The following is a 14,278-nucleotide window of genomic DNA, read 5'->3' as shown; positions in this document are numbered from 1 at the left end:
GGAGAAGGTTTGGTGGCAAGCTGGACAAAGATAGCGCTGATGTCCATTGGGCATCCTGCCGTGTTTATGGGCTTTGCTGTGACCGCACAGAGGGCATTCCATGGCGTGAACCTGAGTCCATCAGTCTCTCTACTCTATCAATCCCACATTAGATTGACGTACGACCGCAAAAAAGTTATTCGCCGAGCAATAATTTTCTTGATCAATCAGCGATTATAACTGAAACACACCCAGCCACAGCCCGAAACGTCATGAATATTGTGCAATATCACGAAGTTTGTCATCGGATGCGATCGGGGGATGTGATTGCCTTTGCGGGGGCGGATATCCTGTCGGGAACGGTGCGCCTTTCAACCCAATCCACGGTTTCCCATGTGGGCGCTGTATTTCAGCCAGAATTCATGATCAATGGGCCCAGCAGGATCAACGTTGATGGCAAGCCAGATGGCGAAGTTGATTCAGATGCCAAAGGTGACCAAAATCCTAGTGCAAGCGCAACGGAGAAGCAGGAACATATCAGTTTGGAGCTAGCTTCTTCCCTGCTGGAAATTGATATGCTGACCACGGATCAGCCGGAAATTTATATTATTGAATCCCATCCCCTTTGCTTTGACCAAGACACGGGAATTGCCAAAAGTGGCGTACAAATCAATAAATTAAGCGCCTTGATGGATGGCTACGATGGCCAAATTTGGTGGCTACCGTTGGGGGAGCAACATCGCTCTCGATTGGATCTGCAAAAGTTCACGGATTTCATGCGCCAAAGCGAAAAGCGTGCCTACGATTTTGTGCAGGCTGCGTTGGCCGGCTTGGATATCTTAGATGAGGTGGGATTGACCTGCGCCCAGGAAGATCACTCTAGTTTTTTCTGCTCTGAATTAATTGCAGCGGCCTTCCAAGCGGCTGGGTTAATTCAGGGGGTTAACCCATCGGAAACAACCCCGATCGACCTTTGTCGCTTTCCAATTTATGCGGAGGATTATTACTTGCTCTGGGGCGACCCGATCGAGATCCCTGGCTATAACGCTGCTGATTTTCCGAGTACCTTGAAAGATTAGTTCCTGTGATCAATTTAAATCACTACAGACAAGGGGTTTAAACCCCTTGCTGCCAGGATTTTGCGTTGTCATCAGGACTTGAAAGTGTCCTAAAATTGCTGACCCACAAACACAGAACGGGTTTCGCCATCTCGTCGGAGGGTCGCGGCTTGGTTGGCCACCTCCACCAAAGTCCAACCACTGGCCCCGATCGCCTCGCCCATGCTGACCCGTCTGGTTACGCCGTTCACAGAAACCAAGGCCGAGGAGCGATCGCCCAATTCCAAAACCCCCACCAGAACGTAGGTCATGCTGGGAGCGACCGCAACGGGCCCCGGTGACGCGGCTGGGCTGGCGGTTGGTTGGGGGGAAGCGGCCGGCGCGGGGCTGGGGCGGGTGGCGGCTCCGTTGGGTTGGGGTAAGTTGGCGGACAAGTTGGGATTCCGTTCCAGCAAACGGGTTAAGCGCTCGATCGCGTCCACCAAGTTGCTGGACAGGGGAAACCCAACCGGGGCCGCAGGCGTGACGGCAGCGCTGGAGGCCGGTGGCGCGGGGCTGGGGTTCGGAGGATTGAGGGTGACAACGTTCGGCAATTGCGAGGGCACTGGCGCGATCGCGGGAGGCTGGGGCAACTGGGCAACGGGGCCGCCGCCATTGGTGCGCCGCTCGATCGCATCCAAGGAACGGGAAATATAGGCAGCAAATTCCGTATCGTCGGGGGCGCTGCTGCCGTCGTTGGCCACGGAAGCAACGGGAGCCGCCGGGGAGCCGTCGGCCATCACCGCTGCCGGTTCGTTGCGATTGGCAAACCAGAGGCCCACGGTGGCCAACAGGGACAGGGCCGCCGCGCCGATGGTTAGGCGATCGAACAGGCGCACCGATTGCCGGGCCCGTTCCGCGTCGGCCACTGCTTCGATTAGCTCTGGATCTGGCTCTTGAATTTTGGGCGGCGGCGGGGGCGGCAACACCTCCGCTGGCAACACCAAGGGCGGCACGGCGATCGATTGCAGGGCGATCGGGGGCGAGGGTTCCGGGGGTGGGGTCAACAGTTCCACACCCTCTTCGAGCGATCGCTCCAAATCCCCAAACAAGTCATCCATGAGCTGGTCGGCATACCAGTCAGCGGCCGAGGTCGATCGGGGGGCGATCGTCGGGTTGGATTCGCGAGGCTCAATGGACAAAGTCATACCACCACACCAAATATGGGCAAGGGACGCAGCCGCCATCCCCAAGCACCGCCTTGCCCAGACACAACATTGGGTTGCTTGTAGGGGGCAAATTTCGCAACGGTCAGACTTTCAACTCGGCTGAACCACCGAAAGATTGACCCTGGGCAAGGCTACGGAGTTGGGGCCGATTCTATTGAATCGTCGCCAGTTCGTCAAACGCTAGGGGATCTGAATGCTAGGGGATCTGATGGATTGATGGATTCGCCGCTGGTCGGCGCTGCGGGCCTCATACGTCCTCGCAGCGCCCTGACCGGGAAAGGCCGTTACTGATCCAGACTGATCCAGCCCGGACTGATCCAGCCCTTGAACCAGCGATTCAGCCGCTCAGTGAGCTAGTTATTAAGCCAAAATCCACTCCACCAAGGTACGAACCCCGTAACCGGTGGCCCCGGCGGGATTCAGTCCTGAATCCTTGTCGCTCCAGACGGGCCCCGCCACATCCAGGTGCGCCCAAGGCGTGTCTTTCACAAACTGCTTCAGGAACAGGGCCGCGGTGATTGAACCACCCGCGCGGCCGCCGATGTTTTTCATGTCAGCCACCACGGATTTCATCTTGTCAAAGTAGGGTTCTTCGAGGGGCATTTGCCACAGCTTTTCACCGGCCTTGGCGGCGGCGGCTTTCAAGCCGTTGGCCAGGGTTTCATCGGTGGCCCACAGACCAGCAATCTCATCGCCCAGTGCCACCACGCAAGCGCCCGTGAGGGTGGCCAAGTCCACGATCGCCTCCACGCCCAGCTTGTCCGCATAGACGAGCGCATCGGCCAGGGTCAGGCGGCCTTCTGCGTCGGTGTTGCCCACCTCGATCGTTTTGCCATTGGAGGCGGTGAGGATGTCGCCCGGGTGCATGGCTCGCCCGCTGATCATGTTTTCAGTGACGGCGGAAATGAAATGCACTTCCACATCCGGTTGCAACAGGGCGATCGCCTGAGCCGCGCCAAAGGTTGCGCCCGCGCCGCCCATGTCGGTTTTCATCATCTCAATGCTGCTGCCTGCGCCGGCCTTGATATTTAAGCCGCCGCTGTCGAAGGTCAAACCCTTGCCCACGATCGCCAACTTTTTGCGGGGTGTGCCTTGGGGCTTGTAAACCAAGTGGATAAACTTCGGCGGCAGGTCAGACGCTTGGGCAACTCCCAAAAAACTGCCCATACCCAGTTTTTCGCAATCTTCCTTTTCCAAAATCGTCAGTTCCCAGCCGGGGTTGGCTGCGATCGCCTGGGCCGTTTCGGCCATGGTGATGGGGGTGACCACGTTGGCCGGAGCGGCCACTAACTCGCGGGCCAAAATGGTTCCGGCAGCGATTTTTTCACCCCGATCGATCCCTTGGGCGATCGCGGCTGAATCTGTGGTTCCATTCCGGAATGGCAACAGCTCGATCGTCTCGGGCTTGGGGGTTTTGCCGTTTTCTTCGCTATCGGACTTGAAGCGGCGATCGCGATAGAGCGACAAATGCACCCCTTCGGTGATGGCTTGGGCCGCGGCGGCCGCCTCTTGGTTGGCCAGCGGGAACGCCATGGCCAGGCGATCGCACTTTTGGGCCCGGGCGGCTTTGGCGGCGGCGGCGGCCCCTTGGCGCAGCCGATCGAGCGGCAGATCCTCTGAGTTGCCCAACCCAATCAAGATCAATTTGCGAACGGGTGTGCTGCTGCCCACGCGCAGGGTTGCAGTGTTTCCGGGCTTGCCCTTAAATTCGGCCTCATCGATCGCCTCGCGCAGGGCCCCACCCAGTCGATCGTTCAAGGCCGCCAAGTCACCCGCCAGGGTTTCCAGTTCCGACTCAAACAGCCCGATCGCCAAACCAGCGCCCGTCCATTCGATCGGGCTGCTGACACTTGCTCGAAATTCCATGATTGCCTTGTGATGGTTGCGTTTTGCCGCTTTCTACTCTAACGGTTTGGCTACACTGATAGACAGGGTGAACCCGGAAGCCCCGGGAGTCGCTCCCCTCCCATCGCCGTTGACTGGCATCATTAGCACCCAAGTGCATCCAAAAGCATTCAGTCGCACTTAGTCGCATTCAACCGTTGTATCTAGAGGCTCGATCGATGGCTCAGCTTGCAACCCTCGTGATTTTTGGGGCTTACATCTTCTTTGGGGTGAAATTTTGGAACGGCTTTCAGCGAACCAACTTCACGCAAAATCGAATTTTCCTAACCCTACTTTGGCCAGTTTTGCTAATTAATGGCTCCTATCGCAAAAACTTCCAAAAAGCTCTCAAAGGTTAACCATCATTCCCTGGTTTCTAGAGCAATATTCAACCCCAATTTTTGAGGGCGCATTCATTGGTTAACTGGAGCATTGCCGAACTTCAATCCCGTGATTGGAACACCCCTGAACTACAGGCCCAAATCCAAGCCGTCGCTGCTCGATATAACAAAGAATATCGCGGCGAAGCCTTTGAAGTCCCCGACGAAGTGGCCGCCTTGCCGCTCTACCCTGAATTCGTGACTGGATCCCTCACCAGCCGCATCACATCCCCCTTTTGGGAATTAGCAAAGCCCCAAAAAGGTTGGCGCTGTTTGGATTTGGGTTGTGGGGGCAGCTTTTTGTTTTATCCCTGGCGCGATTGGCAAGCCTTTTTCTATGGGCAAGATGTAGCTCGCGTCGCCTGCGATTTGTTGACAGCGCGGGGCCCACAACTGAACTCCAAACTGTTTAAGGGCGTGCATTGCCAACCGGCCCATGAACTGAACTATGAGCCAGGATTCTTTGATTTGGTGATTGCCACAGGGGTGAGCTGCTACTACCCGATCGACTATTGGGCTGCTGTGGTCGATCGAGTCAAGCCCCTCCTAAAACCCGGTGGTTTATTTGTCTTCGATGCCATTTTGCCCGAATTACCCCTAGCGGAAAATTGGGCAATTTTGGAAACCTATTTGGGGTCAGAGGTTTTCTTGGAAGAGCCGATCGCCTGGAAAAAACTGATTCAGGCCGCCGGTGGCAAAGTGACCGCCACACGCGAAGGCGATGTATTTGCCCTCTATCGCGTCAAATTCAGTTGAAATGCAATCCAAACTTCGGTTCAATTGCGATCTGCCATGACTCACTCCATGACCAACTGCCTTGATGGTGTTGAGTGCGATCGAGCGAAGCCTCTGTGTCGCTCAATTACGCTTCAGCCAGGCCTCACCGTTGATTGTCAAAAATTGATGTTGTTGTGTGATGATTGGCAGATCACTGAAGTTGCATTATTCGGATCAATTCTTGGCGATCAATTTCGGGATGATAGCGATGTGGATTTATTAATTAGCTTTTCCCCGATCGCTAAGGTTACACTGCTGGATCTATACACAATTGAATGTGAATTTAGCAGGCTTTTTCAGAACCGCCCCGTGGACTTGGTGACTCGACGCGCCATTGAGCAAAGTCATAATTCCATTCGGCGTAACAATATTTTAGGAACTGCCCAAGTTATTTACCGAATTAATCATCAAGATTGATCATCCGGCTACCGCAATCCTATGAATCATGATCGAGAATATTGGTTGGATGCAATCAATGCTTGTCAACAAATTCTGGATTTTACAAAAGGCTTGGATGAGGATTCCTTCCTCCAAGATCGTAAAACGCAATCTTCGGTTCTTTACCAAATTACAGTTCTCAGCGAGGCAATGAACCGCTTTTCAGATAGCTTCATCACCCAAAACTCCCAAATTCCGATTGCAGCAATTCGAGGAATGCGAAATCGAATTATTCACGAATATCGAGAGGTTGATCTATGGATTCTTTGGCAAGCGATTCAAATCAACATTCCAGAGTTACTAATTTTGCTAAATGACAGTCAATTCCCTGAGCAGATGCCTGAGAAGTAACTTGGGGTACTTGCAAAGCGCTAGTAGTCCTGGGTAGCAAGGGGGTTGCGTATCTTGTTCTTGTCGATTAATGAGGCCCACAGGCAATGAAACTTACTTAAGGTAAGAGTTTTGATTGTTCAGACATGCTCTCAGGTTTGCTCGGAAATCTTCAGCAATTCCTGACCGATCGACCAAGGCCAACGGCTCATGGGTGGTAGATTATAAAGCTTTAGTTATCCCTGCCTTGTCAGCTTCTAACTCATTAACCTGCTATTCGGGAAGGATCGGTTCGTGGTTAAACTAACGCCAAATCCCAGTTTCAGTGTTTCGTTGCGTCTTCAGTTGCCAAACCAGGTGGGAATGCTGTCCCAGGTCATTCAGGCGATCGCGGATGCGGGGGGCAACTTGGGCGATATCACCCTCGTGGAGCAAAATCGCCAACAGACCATCCGGGATTTGGCAGTGGATGCGGCCAGCACCGAGGGCGCGGAGGCTATTGTGGCAGCCGTGAAAGCGATCCCGGAGGTGTTGGTGCTGGCGGCGGCCGATCGCACCTTTGCCTTGCACCAGGGCGGCAAAATAACCGTCAACAGCAAGATTTCGCTCGATCGCCAAGCGGATTTGGCCATGGCTTATACACCGGGGGTGGGTCGCGTTTGTCGGGCCATTGCTGACCAGCCCGATCGGGTCTATGAGCTAACGGTGAAGCAAAACATGGTGGCGATCGTCACCGATGGCAGCGCCGTGTTGGGGTTGGGCAATTTGGGGCCCGAAGGGGCGTTGCCCGTGATGGAAGGCAAAGCCATGCTGTTCAAGGAATTTGGCGGGGTGGATGCTTTTCCCATTTGCTTAGCCACCCAAGATGCCGATGAAATTGTGGAAACCGTGAAGCGGATTGCACCGGTTTTTGGGGGAGTGAACCTGGAGGATATCGCCGCGCCGCGCTGTTTTGAAGTGGAAAAGCGGCTGAAGGAGGAGTTGAATATCCCCGTGTTCCACGACGATCAACACGGCACGGCGATCGTCTCCCTGGCAGCCCTAACCAATGCCCTGAAATACGTGGGTAAAGCCCTATCGGCGGTCAAAATCGTAATTAACGGTGCGGGAGCGGCGGGGATCGCGATCGCCCAACTGCTGCGCACGGCCGGAGCCACCGATATCGCCATTTGCGACTCGAAGGGGCTGCTGACGATCGATCGCACCGATTTGAACCCCCAAAAGCGAGACTTTGCAGTCGATCGCCCCGGGCCGCTCACCCTGGCTGATGCGATGGTCGGTGCTGATATTTTCCTGGGGGTCAGTGCGCCCGGGGTGGTGTCCGTGCCCATGGTGGAATCCATGGCCAAAGACCCGATCGTCTTTGCCATGGCCAACCCGATTCCGGAAATTCAACCGGAACTGATCATCGGCAAAGCGGCCATCATCGCCACCGGCCGCAGCGACTATCCCAACCAAATCAACAACGTGTTGGCGTTTCCGGGTCTGTTCCGGGGGGCCCTCGACAGCCGGGCCAACAAACTCACCCAACGAATGTTCTTGGATGCGGCCTTGGCGATCGCCTCGTTGGTGGACGATGAGCAGTTGAGCCCCGAAACGATCGTGCCCTCAGCCTTTGATTCGCGCGTGGCTCCAGCGGTGGCCGCTGCGGTGCAAGCGGCCGCTCGCTTAGATGGCGTTGCTCGTTTGTAAGGCGATCGCCCAGCGGGGTGATGCTGAATGATTCAGGTGTTGATTGGGGAATTGCGGCCGCAGCTCAAGCTCAAGCCATTCTGGAACCAACTAGGATGTTTAAGATATGCTCTAGGCAACTTTCCCCGATCAAAGCTTCTTGCTGAATCATCCCCTGGAATTCATCCTTTAAATCACCATGCTCAGTCGCGTTGCGGACTCGATTTATTGGCTTAATCGCTATGTGGAGCGGGCGGAAAATGTGGCCCGATTTGTTGATGTCAACCTCAAGCTAAGTTTAGATTCTCCTGCGGGCGTGACTCAACAATGGAAACCCCTGTTGATGACCACGGGAGACTTGGCACTTTTTCAGGCCAATTATGGGGAAGCTTCCGCTGAAAATGTGATTCAGTTTCTAACATTTGATGCGAATTATCCCAATTCGATTTTGTCTTGCTTGAAATCAGCGCGGGAAAACGCTCGATCGATCCGAGAAATCCTATCTACGGAAGTCTGGGAACAGATTAATGCGTTTTATTTAATGGTTAAAGAAGCGGCCGCCAGCTACAGCGCGGGAGCCGTTGATCTAGATAAGTTTTTTAATGAAGTGAAGTTGGCGAGTCATTTGCTCTATGGCGTGACCGATGCCACCATGACCCACGGCGAAGGCTGGCACTTTGGACAGGTGGGCCGATTCCTGGAGCGGGCAGATAAAACATCGCGAATTTTGGATGTGAAATATTACATTCTGCTGCCTTCGGTGCAGGATGTGGGCACAACGCTCGATCGCCTCCAATGGATTGCGTTGCTGAAGTCCGCCAGCGCCTATGAAATGTATCAAAAGTGGCGCAATCACCGCATTTCGCCCACGGGAGTTGTGGAGTTTCTATTGCTCGATCGACAGTTTCCCCGTGCGGTGCAATTTTGCCTGTTGCAATCCCAAAAATCCTTGCATGAAATTACTGGAACACCGACGGGCACTTGGAGCAATCCTGTGGAGCGGCCCTTGGGACGGTTGTTGGCAGAACTCAGCTATTTTTCAGTGGATGAAGTGATCGATCGGGGTCTCCATGAATTCATTGACAATTTGCAGCAAGAACTCAATGTGATTGGCGAGCGCATGAATGAAACATTTTTTGCGCTGCGACCGGTGGGGCTTTAGACCTGTTTTTGGGAATTCGGACTCAACTTCGGCTTTCGAGTGGTCGTATTACCTTAGTGGCGCTTAATTCTCGGGGTGTGGGAGAACAAGCCAACCATTCCGTAATCATGGGGCTGTGCTTCCCGTTTGGAGTTGAGCGGCGATCCGGTCATGCCGGAATTTCGGTTAGATTTACGAGCCATTTGGCCTCCCGAATCCACAGGAATCTCACCAAATGCGCCCTAATCTTCCCTTGCCACCGCTCAACAGCCTTGGGCGATCGCGGCCTAACTAACCGTTTGCCAATGCGGCCCATTCCGTGTGGAACGTGCCCGGTTTGTCGATCCGCTCGTAGGTATGTGCGCCGAAGAAGTCGCGCTGGGCTTGGGTGAGGTTTTGGGGCAATCGATCGCGCCGGTAGCTATCGAAATAGTCCAGGGAGGCGCTGAAGGCCGGAACCGCGATCCCCGTTTGGGCCGCCGTTGCCACCACCGATCGCCAAGCGGCCTGGCGATCGAGAATGGTTTGCTTAAACTCCGGAGCCAGCAGCAAATTCGGCAACTGTGGATTATCCGTAAAAGCTCGCTCAATCTTGCTCAGGAAGCCCGCACGAATGATGCAGCCGCCTTTCCAAATTCTGGCCATTTCCGCCAAATTTAAGCCATAGCCAAACTCAGCGGAAGCCTTTGCCAACAGGGCCATCCCTTGGGCATAGGAACAGATTTTGGAACAGTAGAGCGCATCCCGCACTTGATCAATGAATGTGGCTTGATCCACCGGGGAGATCGGGCCGGGGCCGCTCAGCTCTTGGGCCGCCGCCGTCCGCTCAGCCTTGATGGATGACATAATTCGGGCATTCACCGCTGCGATGATGGTTGGGATCGAAACCCCCAATTCCAGGGCGCTCATCACCGTCCACCGGCCGGTTCCTTTTTGCCCCGCTGCGTCTTGAATCAGCTCCACCAACGGCTCTTGAGTGTCGGGATCACTGACCTTAAAGATTTCAGCGGTAATTTCAATCAAAAAGGAGTTGAGTTCGTCTGTTTGGTTCCAAGCCGCAAAGGTGGCTTGCAACTGGGCTTGGTTCAGGCCGCCCACGGTTTTCAGCAAGTCGTAGGCTTCGGCAATGAGCTGCATATCGCCATACTCAATGCCGTTGTGAACCATCTTGACGTAATGTCCAGATCCGCCGGGGCCGATGTAGGTTACGCAGGGGCCGTTATCCACCTGGGCGGCGATTTTGGTGACGATCGGCTCAATTTTTTCATAGGCCGATCGCGTGCCACCGGGCATCAAGCTAGGGCCATTCAGCGCCCCTTCTTCGCCGCCGCTCACGCCCATGCCAATGTAGGTCAGGCCCAAGGCTTCCAGATCTTGGGTGCGGCGTTCTGTGTCCTCATAAAGCGAGTTGCCACCGTCAATCAAAATATCGCCCGGAGCCAACAGGGGCTTGAGCTGTTCAATCACCGCATCCACGGGCCCGCCGGCCTTGACCATAATCAAAATTTTGCGCGGCGGTTCAAGGGCAGCCACAAATTCTTCCAAGCTGTAGGTGGGTTGCACCTGCTTGCCCTGGGCCCGGGTGGCCATGAATGTGTCGGTTTTATCGCGGCTGCGGTTATACACCGCGATCGGGAATCCATTCCGTTCAATGTTCAGGGCAAGATTTTCGCCCATCACAGCAAGACCGATGAGTCCGAAACTTTGAGCCATAGGAAAAATCTGGGTCGGCTAACAATCGGCTGAGTTGTGGTTGGCGGGCCAATCATGCAGGCCCCAACCAACATCACGGGAGTCGCAGTTCAAAGTTTTTAGCTCAAGCACTGTTGCGGGCGCTGTCGTGGATGTTGCAATGGGCTGGCCGAGGAAGCGCAGGCTATTCGGATTAGGGGGACGGAATCGCAACACCCGAGGCCACAACAGGGGCCAACCACTCAGCACCGTCATCCTTGATGACAACTTGCCTCAGATTAGCCCGATCCCCTGGGGACGGACTGGAAGATTCCGTTAAAAGTCTGCTCAAGAACCATCGGGACAACATCGAAGACTATTTATTGAAGACTATTTAAAGACTGCTGAAAGACTGAAAACTGGTTAAAGACTAGCCAAAGGCGGGTTCAAGGCAGATTCAAGCTCATTAATCGCTGTAATCGCTAATGGGATTGGGGTTGCCGGAAGTCGCCCAATTGGGGCGATCGGGGCTAATCTGGACTGAACTTGGACAGGATCGAGAATGCCACGGAACGCAACGTGGAAGGCAATTGCGCCATTGTCTAGGTTCAAGTGCTAGCGTTGGGTCAGGTGAGATTTTGACAGGCTGTCTCGGGTGCGATACCGGCTTGTTGATTTGCGGGAACTCTGCGGGAATTCTATTTTCATCGCAGTTCGTGACCGTAGCTCTCGATTGCGGTGCTTGATTGCGGTTCTTGATTGCAGTTCGTGACCGTAATTGGTCACTGCAATTGGTCACCAACAACGCATCACCACAGATCAACTCAACTCGCATCTAGCGGGGAAAATGGGAAGGAACGGTGCTTTTGCAGTGCCGGTTCTGGATTTGGGTATGGAAACGGGCGATCGGGGGACGCTTGGCCAACTGGTCGCGAGGGGAGGGCGATCGCAGGGGACATCTCAAACAAACCGATTGCGTTCAGAGCGATCGGGCAAGGGGCTTAAACCAGGCTTTAATCAAGGTTGGACGGCTTAACCACAGCCTAAACACGAAAACAGCGAGGCAGTGATGGGGCCGCAGCGGGATTGGTTAACCGGACTGGGGCGTGGGCGTTCTGAAAAACTGGTCTGGCCCCTCACCGCTTGTGAGCCTGAGCGCTGTCGAATAGGGTGTAATGCATCGATCGGTTAACGTTCTCGGCGCTGTTCCCGGTGCTATTCTCAGCGTTCCAGTCGATGTTGGTTTGGCGATATTGATTCGATTGCTGTGAAGCAGAGTAGATGGCATGGCTGAGATCCAATTACGCCTTCAGGTTCCCGGTAGCCCCGATCGACTGATTCCCGTGGAAACCGACTCCGTGACGATCGGGCGGGCCAGTGATTGCGAGCTGCCCCTTTCTCCCTATGGCGTGTCGCGACACCATGCCCGAATTAGTCGCGCCGATCGGGCTAGTCCCTGGATGGTTGAAGACCTGCAAAGCAAAAACGGCACACGCCTGAACCAAACCCCCCTCCAACAGCCAACCCCCATCGCCCACGGCGATCGGATCTATATCGAAAATGTTTGCATCACCGTCCTGTTGGCAGGAGTGGGCACGACCAACGCAGTCGCGAATCCCACCATCACCCGATCGCGCCAATCGCCCCAAGGGCCCAAAGCCGTCTATTCCCAACGGGTGCAGGTTCCCTTAAACCCCGAGGCTTTGCCGCCCACCGTTTCCGTGGTGCGGCCCAATTTGGTCAAGCTGCCCCTGATTGATGCCACGGCCGATGGCAAAATGCGAATTTCACGCGATGCCAGCGACCTCAAAGAACAGTGGCTCCGCACCAGCGAAGGCAGCGGCGACAGTCTTTATGAGCGCGATCGCACCATTGCCCGCCTGCGCGATCTCGTGGAAATCGCCAAAGGCCTCACCTCCGCCGCCAGCAGCAACGCCATCTTCTCTCAAGTGCAAGAAGTGGTGTTTCGCTATCTCACCAACATTGAGCGCCTGGCCCTGTTGGTGGATGTGGAAGGCAATGGCCAACTGCAACTGCTGAACGCGGCCGCCCGCGAAACCGAACGGGCCCGCGACCTCACTCTCAACAGCGGTTGGATCAGCCAAAGCATTTGCCAAAAAGTTTTCAAAGAAAAAATTGCCCTGCAAACGGCCGATGCCCAAGCAGACGAGCGGTTTGGCGCAGAACAAAGCATTCTCTATAAAGGCATTCGCAGCGCCATGGCCGTGCCGCTTTGGAACGAAGACAAAGTGGTCGGTGTGCTCTATGCCGATGCCAACCTATCCTCCGAAAGTTGGGTGCAAGAGGGCGAAGACGATCTCAGTTTCTTTTCCGCATTGGCCAACCTCGTGGCTGCCAGTGTTCAGCGGTGGTTGCTCACCCGCAAACTCCAGGAAGAAGAGCGCCTGTGCCAAAAGCTAGAGCGCTATCACTCGCCTGCAGTGGTGCAACAGATGATCGCCGCTGGCACCCACGAGGATGGCCGGATTCCCACCACCGATGGGGAACTCAGCATTCTGTTTGCAGATATTGTCGGGTTCACGGCCCTTTCGGAGCGCCTGAGTCCGGCGGAGGTGGCGGACTTGTTGAACCGCTTTTTTGAAGAAATGCTACAAGAGGTGTTTGCCCTAGGCGGAACCCTCGATAAGTTCATTGGCGATTGCATCATGGCCTTTTTTGGTGCGCCGGAACCACAACCGGATCATGCCGATCGCGCTGTCATTGCTGCCCGACGAATGCTGGAACGCTTGGATGATTTGAACAAACGGAACGTGCTGGGCGAGCATTTGCAACTACGGATTGCCATCAACAGCGGTCGGGCCGTGGTGGGAGATGTGGGCAGCTCCCAACGGATGGATTACACAGTCTTAGGCGGCGCGGTGAACCTGGCGGCCCGGATGGAGGCGATTTGTCCGGTGGGTCAATGCATCATCAGTGCCAATACCTATGACCTGGTGTCGCGGAAGATGAATTGGGTGCAAATGGGAGAATTTCGGTTCAAGGGCATTGAACGGCCAGTGCCCATTTTCCAAGATGGCCACCGCGCCCAAGAGCTAGAGTTGGTGAAGCTGTTGACGGAGCCTTCTTGAGAACTGACTGCGGATTTGGGCGATCGCCTCAGGGCCAAAACTAGGGATCTCGGGGCGATCGTAATCCTAAAACTGTTTGCTATAATTCCGGTTGGGTTTTGCTGCAATGTTGGTGACTGCCAATAATTGTTTTGCGATCTATGTTTGTTCCAATTCGGGGACTCACCGAACGTCTTAGTGGCAGTAGACTGAGCAAGCGTTTAGGCGCTTTGTTAACTCAGAAACTTTAAACGGAGACAAGAGTACCCACCTGGTTTTTCCAGGTCGGAAGCTGAGGCAAGACGGCATTTGCGGTTAACCCAACTCCTCAGAATTTGCTTCAACCAATTGATCAACAATATTGATCAACAATTTGGTAAATAACACGGGCCACCACTCGCCTCCGCGACGGTGGCCCGTGTTTTGATTTGAATTTGCCAGTGGCAAATGGGTCAGCGCATATTGTTGGGCGCACATTGTTGTGTATCCTCCGCCATCATTAGATCGATCGAAACGGATTGACCCTTGGAGATCTCTCGTACCGGAGGGCGCATGGCGATCACTGGCTTCAACTTAAGGAAGTTAAGCTGTAGCCATCGATCCTAGAGATGCTTGAGCCATGGCTCGTAGTCGCCCCTACTCCGATGCCAATCCTGATTTGCGTCGGCGCTGC

General features: G+C 54.7%; 12 protein-coding genes and 1 other RNA gene. 9 read left to right on the top strand and 4 right to left on the bottom strand.

Annotation, left to right across the window (positions count from 1 at the left end; all coding sequences use genetic code 11):
• On the bottom strand, positions 1–102 hold a 102-nt coding region (locus H6G52_RS18275), incomplete at its 3' end, for an IS1 family transposase (protein ID WP_190526908.1).
• 149 nt (positions 103–251) lie between these two features.
• Here H6G52_RS18275 and H6G52_RS18270 point away from each other — a divergent pair.
• Positions 252–1,058: a hypothetical protein gene (locus H6G52_RS18270; protein WP_190530214.1), complete on the top strand. Its 807-nt coding sequence runs from the start codon at positions 252–254 to the stop codon at positions 1,056–1,058.
• 89 nt (positions 1,059–1,147) lie between these two features.
• Here the strand turns inward: H6G52_RS18270 and H6G52_RS18265 are convergent, their stop codons facing one another.
• Together H6G52_RS18265 and H6G52_RS18260 are read right to left on the bottom strand one after the other, a co-directional pair.
• Positions 1,148–2,224, bottom strand: a complete 1,077-nt coding sequence (locus H6G52_RS18265) for a hypothetical protein (protein ID WP_190530212.1) — start codon at positions 2,222–2,224, stop codon at positions 1,148–1,150.
• Positions 2,225–2,605: 381 nt separating this feature from the next.
• Entirely contained in the window at positions 2,606–4,111 is a 1,506-nt protein-coding gene (locus H6G52_RS18260; protein ID WP_190530210.1) for a leucyl aminopeptidase, read from the bottom strand.
• A gap of 197 nt (positions 4,112–4,308) precedes the next feature.
• On the opposite strand from H6G52_RS18260, the gene H6G52_RS18255 reads away from it, so the two are divergent.
• From H6G52_RS18255 to H6G52_RS18230, 6 genes are all read left to right on the top strand, one after another.
• Entirely contained in the window at positions 4,309–4,488 is a 180-nt protein-coding gene (locus H6G52_RS18255) for a hypothetical protein (RefSeq protein WP_099532734.1), read from the top strand.
• 57 nt (positions 4,489–4,545) lie between these two features.
• Complete coding sequence (locus tag H6G52_RS18250) at positions 4,546–5,265, top strand: class I SAM-dependent methyltransferase (protein ID WP_099532733.1); 720 nt, start codon at positions 4,546–4,548, stop codon at positions 5,263–5,265.
• Positions 5,266–5,313: 48 nt separating this feature from the next.
• Entirely contained in the window at positions 5,314–5,703 is a 390-nt protein-coding gene (locus H6G52_RS18245) for a nucleotidyltransferase family protein (protein ID WP_234406735.1), read from the top strand.
• Positions 5,704–5,748: 45 nt separating this feature from the next.
• Positions 5,749–6,075 (top strand): DUF86 domain-containing protein, encoded by a 327-nt coding sequence (locus tag H6G52_RS18240; protein WP_242026495.1) that lies wholly within the window; start codon positions 5,749–5,751, stop codon positions 6,073–6,075.
• A 273-nt stretch (positions 6,076–6,348) separates the two neighbouring features.
• Positions 6,349–7,746, top strand: a complete 1,398-nt coding sequence (locus tag H6G52_RS18235; RefSeq protein ID WP_370567741.1) for an NAD-dependent malic enzyme — start codon at positions 6,349–6,351, stop codon at positions 7,744–7,746.
• 178 nt (positions 7,747–7,924) lie between these two features.
• The gene (locus H6G52_RS18230) at positions 7,925–8,887 is read left to right on the top strand and encodes an alpha-E domain-containing protein (protein WP_099532730.1); all 963 of its coding nucleotides are present in this window, start codon (positions 7,925–7,927) and stop codon (positions 8,885–8,887) included.
• Between the two features lie 270 nt (positions 8,888–9,157).
• Here the strand turns inward: H6G52_RS18230 and gndA are convergent, their stop codons facing one another.
• Positions 9,158–10,579, bottom strand: a complete 1,422-nt coding sequence (gndA, locus tag H6G52_RS18225) for an NADP-dependent phosphogluconate dehydrogenase (protein WP_190530207.1) — start codon at positions 10,577–10,579, stop codon at positions 9,158–9,160.
• Positions 10,580–11,823: 1,244 nt separating this feature from the next.
• On the opposite strand from gndA, the gene H6G52_RS18220 reads away from it, so the two are divergent.
• Together H6G52_RS18220 and ssrS are read left to right on the top strand one after the other, a co-directional pair.
• Entirely contained in the window at positions 11,824–13,626 is a 1,803-nt protein-coding gene (locus H6G52_RS18220; protein WP_234406733.1) for an adenylate/guanylate cyclase domain-containing protein, read from the top strand.
• A gap of 95 nt (positions 13,627–13,721) precedes the next feature.
• Positions 13,722–13,927: non-coding RNA, 6S RNA (ssrS, locus tag H6G52_RS18215), on the top strand.
• Positions 13,928–14,278: the final 351 nt, after the last annotated feature.

Source organism: Limnothrix sp. FACHB-881, assembly GCF_014698135.1.
Taxonomy (GTDB): Bacteria; Cyanobacteriota; Cyanobacteriia; order CACIAM-69d; family CACIAM-69d; genus CACIAM-69d.
The sequence above is the reverse complement of the archived record's forward strand: the minus strand, read 5'-3'. Positions and strand labels throughout refer to the sequence as shown.